The sequence below is a fragment of the Pseudomonas paralactis genome, assembly GCF_001439735.1.
Classification (GTDB): Bacteria; Pseudomonadota; Gammaproteobacteria; order Pseudomonadales; family Pseudomonadaceae; genus Aquipseudomonas; species Aquipseudomonas paralactis.
Genome location: NZ_JYLN01000023.1, coordinates 1 through 5290, shown reverse-complemented (window position 1 = coordinate 5290; position 5290 = coordinate 1). Strand labels below are relative to the sequence as shown.

The 5290-nt window shown below is 49.3% G+C and carries 6 protein-coding genes; 4 read left to right on the top strand and 2 right to left on the bottom strand.

Translation table 11 applies throughout. The features are described from left to right. A partial coding sequence (locus TX23_RS27750; RefSeq protein ID WP_244885989.1) for a DNA/RNA non-specific endonuclease occupies positions 1 to 542 on the top strand: 542 nt, incomplete at its 5' end. Continuing rightward, positions 542 to 871 carry a hypothetical protein gene (locus TX23_RS27745; RefSeq protein WP_082629733.1) on the top strand — a complete coding sequence of 110 codons (330 nt, stop codon included), beginning with the start codon at positions 542 to 544 and terminating at the stop codon, positions 869 to 871. The genes TX23_RS27750 and TX23_RS27745, both read left to right, overlap by 1 nt. 472 nt (positions 872 to 1343) lie before the next feature. Here TX23_RS27745 and TX23_RS27740 read toward each other — a convergent pair whose 3' ends face one another. Further along, positions 1344 to 1592 carry a DUF6124 family protein gene (locus TX23_RS27740; protein ID WP_082629732.1) on the bottom strand — a complete coding sequence of 83 codons (249 nt, stop codon included), beginning with the start codon at positions 1590 to 1592 and terminating at the stop codon, positions 1344 to 1346. 521 nt (positions 1593 to 2113) lie between these two features. Here TX23_RS27740 and TX23_RS28625 point away from each other — a divergent pair. Both TX23_RS28625 and TX23_RS26545 read left to right on the top strand, forming a co-directional pair. Beyond that, the gene (locus TX23_RS28625; protein ID WP_082629731.1) at positions 2114 to 3964 is read left to right on the top strand and encodes a VENN motif pre-toxin domain-containing protein; all 1851 of its coding nucleotides are present in this window, start codon (positions 2114 to 2116) and stop codon (positions 3962 to 3964) included. Continuing rightward, positions 3961 to 4278, top strand: coding sequence for a hypothetical protein (locus TX23_RS26545; RefSeq protein WP_057704725.1), 318 nt, complete (start codon positions 3961 to 3963; stop codon positions 4276 to 4278). The genes TX23_RS28625 and TX23_RS26545 overlap by 4 nt, the downstream gene beginning before the upstream one ends. A gap of 300 nt (positions 4279 to 4578) precedes the next feature. Here TX23_RS26545 and TX23_RS27730 read toward each other — a convergent pair whose 3' ends face one another. Further along, complete coding sequence (locus tag TX23_RS27730; protein ID WP_082629730.1) at positions 4579 to 4827, bottom strand: DUF6124 family protein; 249 nt, start codon at positions 4825 to 4827, stop codon at positions 4579 to 4581. Between the last annotated feature and the right edge of the window lie 463 nt (positions 4828 to 5290).

Here is a 5290-nt window from a genome sequence, read left to right as displayed (position 1 = left end):
TTAAGGCACTTGATGTTGGATCATATAGTGGTATAAAAGGCGCAGGCCAGACTTTACGGGAGGTCGAAGTAAGCTCTGGTGGCAAGGGAGCATGGTCCAAAGATCTCAATAAGCCTGAGCCAAACACGATTTATAAAGTGGATGGAAACAAGACCTATCAAACAGATAGTTTGGGCCGCGTTGATAAAGTCGAGTCAAATCTTTCATTGGCTAAAAATGATCGGAATACATATCAGCAATGTGTGGCAGGCAAGTGCGGCGTCAATGGGGACGAGGGTGGACACTTGATTGCTAGTATATTCAACGGGCCTGGGGAGAGATTGAACCTCCTTCCCATGAATGGGAACTTGAATAAAGGTACTTGGAAAACGATGGAGAATACATGGGCATCTGCACTTAAGGAGGGCAAGCAGGTTAGCGTGAAGATTGAGCCTGTGTATTCTGGTAAAAGTGTTCGGCCAGATAGCTTCAATGTGGAGTACTCAATAGGTGGTGCTCGTCCAAAAGAGATTGTATTTAAAAACTCACCGGGTGGAAGTTGATGCGTAGTGATGATGATATCTACAATGATATTGGGAGTATTTTGTTTGAAATTGCTCCCGGCGACGCCTGTAAAGTTATAATGCGCGCGCGGTTATCCCAAGAGCTAGATAGCTGTGAGTATGAGTATGACTACATTGATGAACAAGGTGATGTTGCCTGGTTTACTGCAGGCGGGCGAGCAAATACAGATATTTTTGACCTTTTAACAGAATTGCGCAGTTGGTATGTTAATAATAAACTTACAGGGGGGCAACCAGCGTGGAGTGGCTGTGAGGTGACCTTGGACTTGGTTAAAGTTAAAATAAGTATAGACTTTGTTTATCCTTGAAAGTTAAGCAGCAGGTTTAGGGAAGGTCTGAAAAAAACACCGATTTCTGATATCTTCATTGACTGAGGCTCAAAAAATCTGAGTTGGTCGAGCAGCAGAGCCTTCCCGTCTTTAACTCACGGCTCTTTCCTCTGATCTTACTGTTTCAAGGAGTACAGTCCGCATTACAGGAACACCTCTCCCTATCGTGTCTCGGACAAAGGGGACGGATTTATCTGATTGGTCTTTTTGGAGCGAGTGTAGGCTGCATTTATTACGGTTCGTTATGGTATTAAAATGCTCTTTAATAATGTGGATTTATTTTTTTTGTGCTTGCATAGCTCTATGCTTAGCCAAGCTGGGCGGCTATAAAAGCGCCCATTTCATTTATGAGAACTCAAGTGTTTCACATGTAAATGATGGATGGGGTAGATCACGGTCTTAGTATAAAAAGCGTGGTGATCTACCCTCATCTCCTTTTCTCTATTAAAAATCAGGGGGTTGCTGGGGACGCTTTTCTCAGAACCTCGTTTACTAGAAGTTGCGCGTTTTCAATTAGCTGGGCCAAACCGAAGGTTTGAAGCCGCTGTGATCCGCTTGAAGCAAACGCTTGTTCATTAGCCATTGCTGACGCCGAAGCTAAAAGCTCACTTGCATTCACTAATGCTTCTTCGGAGCTCAAGCCTGGTCTCACGTTGAAAACACTGGTAGAACAGTCGTCATCATTTACTTGTGTTTTCATGAGTGGCACTCCAATGCACCGCACATTGAGTAAGCGTTAACGGCAGAGTGCGAACACTTCACCACGACCTTTACCTCAATATCTCGACAGTTTCGATTTGTAGAAAACATCCACTCGATCCTCAGACAGTTAAGAGGCCACCACCGTCGTTGCGACACGAGTGGGTGGTGGACCGTGCGAGGGTCGCAAACCGGCGTCCGAGGGTACCGGCCGGGCAAAAGCCCGCCTCACACGGTCCACCATAGATGCGGTAAGCAGGCATAAAAAAGCGCCTGCTACAGAGCTATGGCGCTACCGCGCCTCAGACTACTTCAGGTTGCGACACCCGGCCACAGGATTTACTGCGACGGCGAATCCTAGCCAAGTTAGTTCCTATGGCTCAACCTCGTCAGTTCGTGGGAAAAGTCCGAAGCTCGATAGCGCGGCAGTACGTCTTCAAAAATAATTCAGTTTAAGAAGAGCACATCTACCCCTGACGCCAGCGGTGCGTCATTGCGAGCGAAGCCAGCGCCGACAAGAACTTGCTGATTACCGATCGCTTGCTGACCAGTGACATCAAGAACACCAGCAAGATCAACAGCACTTCGGCAAGCGCGGGTATTGCCGGTGGGTCCAGCGGTATCGCAATGGGCCCGCCGATGGGCGCGGTGCTGAGTGAGTCCGACAGCAGCAAAACCCGGGCGGCGGTCAGCGAGGGCACGATTATTGTGCGTGATCCTGAGGGGGCCAACGACCTGGTGGGCCTCAATCGCGATACGCAAAACGCCAACAAGCACCTCGACAAGCCGGATGAAAAGGCCATGCGCGAACGCATGGACCTGATCAACAGCTCTGCGCAACTGGCCATAACGATCGGAAGCACCATTGGCAAGGCGAAGATCGACGAGTCTGAAGATCCCAACAGCGACGCGGGTAAAGCGGCTCGGCAGAAGTTGCTGGAGAGTGGCATCAGTGACCCGACCACCTTGCAGGTGAGGCAACAGGCTGAACGGGACTACGGCGTTGGCAGCAGCTTCCAGCGCACGACACAGACCGTGACGGCCATCGTGCAGGGGATTGCCGGTGGCAATGTGGGAGCGGCCATTGCGGGCGCATCCGCGCCCTACCTGGCGCAGCAAGTAAAAGACCTGACGGCAGGTGATGACGCCGCCAACCTGATGGCCCATGCGGTGTTGGGCGCGGTGTTGGCCAGGGCTGGTGGTAATTCGGCGCTGGTGGGGGCCGGTGGTGCGGTAGCAGCTGAAGCCACGGCGAGGTTGATTCGTAGTGAGCTGTACGGGAACGTCAGTAATGACGACCTGACAGCGGAGCAGAAGCAAACGATCTCTGCGTTGTCGACGCTGGCGGCGGGTGTTGCGGGTTCTGCGGTGGGCAAGGACGCGCTGAGTGCGGTGGCGGCGGCTCAGGTTGGGAAGAATGCGGTTGAGAACAACTCCCTAAGTGATATCGCTGAAGCATTAGCTGAGGGGAAGACACTTGAGCAAAAGGCTGAAGAGCGCGTCAAAGCAGAAAATGAACACTACAAGGAGCAAAACTGTGCAGGGATGAGCGCGGATGCTTGTTCAGTAAAGATGTACAGTGCGCGCCGGGAAGAGCTGAAAAATACCCTGCTGACCGGTGTGGATTTTGTGCCGGTAATCGGGGATATCAAGAGTTTTTCCGAGGCTGATAGCGCTCTGGATTACCTAGCGGCAGCGATTGGCGTAATACCCGGTGTTGGTGATGTTGCCGGAAAAACCATAAAAGGCGCACAAAAGGCCCTAGACGCTGGTGATCTCGAAACAGCTTCGAAACTGATTAATCAGGCCAGCAATGAAATTCAGACTGTTAAGGCACTTGATGTTGGATCACATGGTGGTATAAAAGGGGGCGTCAAACTGGCTAGTGTTGAGGTCGATGTTGCCAAAGCCACTAAAGGAACACCTGAATACAAAATATTGAATGAGCCCCCACCAAATAGCCAAGTCAAGTTGAGCAATGGCACTGAATTTAAGACTAACTCAAACGGTTATGTTGATGAAATTACCTACAGTCCTTCGTTGGATAAAGGAGTTCGTGATGCGCGCCAAACGGCAGTTGGCAAAGAAGGGCTGCCAACGGATGTGGGGGGACACATTCAAGGTTGTCAGCTTGGTGGTACCTGTGACCGATTCAATCTATTTCCGCAGGATGGTAATTTCAATAACTCAGCCTATAAGCGGTGGGAAACAGAAATTAAGACGGGGTTGAAAAGCGGTGATCAAGTCGGCCCCGTAACAGTGCGCTTTTCTAGAGTGGACTCTGCATCGGCAAGGCCAGATTCACTAGTTATTGATTACTCAATCAACGGGACAAAAATGCGAAAGTCATTTAGGAATGAGGCCGGGCAATGAGCATTGAGCAACAAGTACAGGTCTTAAATTCGCTTACGCAGATCATGCATGACTCTGCGAATGGACAATATGAAGAGGTTCGCTGTGAATTTGAGTATGAAGTTTACGACGGAGGGTGGTCTGTAGGCTCTAAATATTCATTTGTTCGCGATGGCTTGTTCTTTAGTGAACTTTTGGATGATCCCGGTGATAAAGCTTCTAGTTACGTCCATAAATTGCACGAGCTGATGAAATCGCAAACGGGGGGGGATTGGAAAAAATTTATACTGGTTATCGATCCTAGTGGAAAGGCTAATACAAAATTTATTTATTAAATTGGTGCAGGAGGGGGCAAAAAAGGGACAAAGGGGACGGATTTATTTGATTAGTCTTTTTTTGGGGGGGGTAGGCTACATTTTTTACGGCTCGTTATGGTGCTAAAGTGTTCTTTAATAATGTGGGTTCATTTTTGTGTGCTTGCATAGCTCTATGCTTAGTCAAGCTGGACGGCTATAAAACGCCCATTTTTTCTATGGAAGTTCAAGTGTTTCACATGTAAATGATGGATGAGGTAGATCACGATCTTAGTATAAAAGCGTGGTGATCTACCCTCATCTCCTTTTCTCTATTAATAATCAGGGGGTTGCTGGGGACGCTTTTCTCAGAACCTCGTTTACTAGAAGTTGCGCGTTTTCAATTAGCTGGGCCAAACCGAAGGTTTGAAGCCGCTGTGATCCGCTTGAAGCAAATGCTTGTTCATTAGCCATGGCTGACGCCGAAGCTAAAAGCTCACTTGCATTTACTAATGCTTCTTCGGAGCTCAAGCCAGGCCTCACGTTGAAAACACTGGTAGAACAGTCTTCATCATTTACTTGTGTTTTCATGAGCGACACTCCAATGCATCACACATTGAGCGAGCGTTAACGGCAGAGCGTGAACACTTCACCACGACCTTTACCTCAATATCTCGACAGTTTCGATTTGTAGAAAACATTCACTCGATCCTCAGACAGTTAAGAGGCCACCACCGTCGTTGCGACACGAGTGGGTGGTGGACCGTGCGAGGGTCGCAAACCGGTGTCCGAGGGTACCGGCCGGGCAAAAGCCCGCCTCACACGGTCCACCATAGATGCGGTAAGCAGGCATAAAAAAAGCACCTGCTACAGAGCTATGGCGCTACCGCGCCTCAGACTACTTCAGGTTGCGACACCGGAGAAAAGGGGACAGATTTATTTTTTTCGAGTCTGGTCGCGACATTAATGCCATCGCCAGTCAGATCGATGCCAAGCGAGATATCGCCATGGCAGCTACCGAAAACCTGACACTGTCCTCGGCTGCAGACGAACA

What these genes read in the sequence shown, in the direction of transcription:
- TX23_RS27745 (WP_082629733.1), top strand. Translation starts at nt 542, where the DNA reads ATGCGTAGTGATGATGATATCTACAATGATATTGGGAGTATTTTGTTT.
- TX23_RS27740 (WP_082629732.1), bottom strand. Translation starts at nt 1,592, where the DNA reads ATGAAAACACAAGTAAATGATGACGACTGTTCTACCAGTGTTTTCAAC.
- TX23_RS26545 (WP_057704725.1), top strand. Translation starts at nt 3,961, where the DNA reads ATGAGCATTGAGCAACAAGTACAGGTCTTAAATTCGCTTACGCAGATC.
- TX23_RS27730 (WP_082629730.1), bottom strand. Translation starts at nt 4,827, where the DNA reads ATGAAAACACAAGTAAATGATGAAGACTGTTCTACCAGTGTTTTCAAC.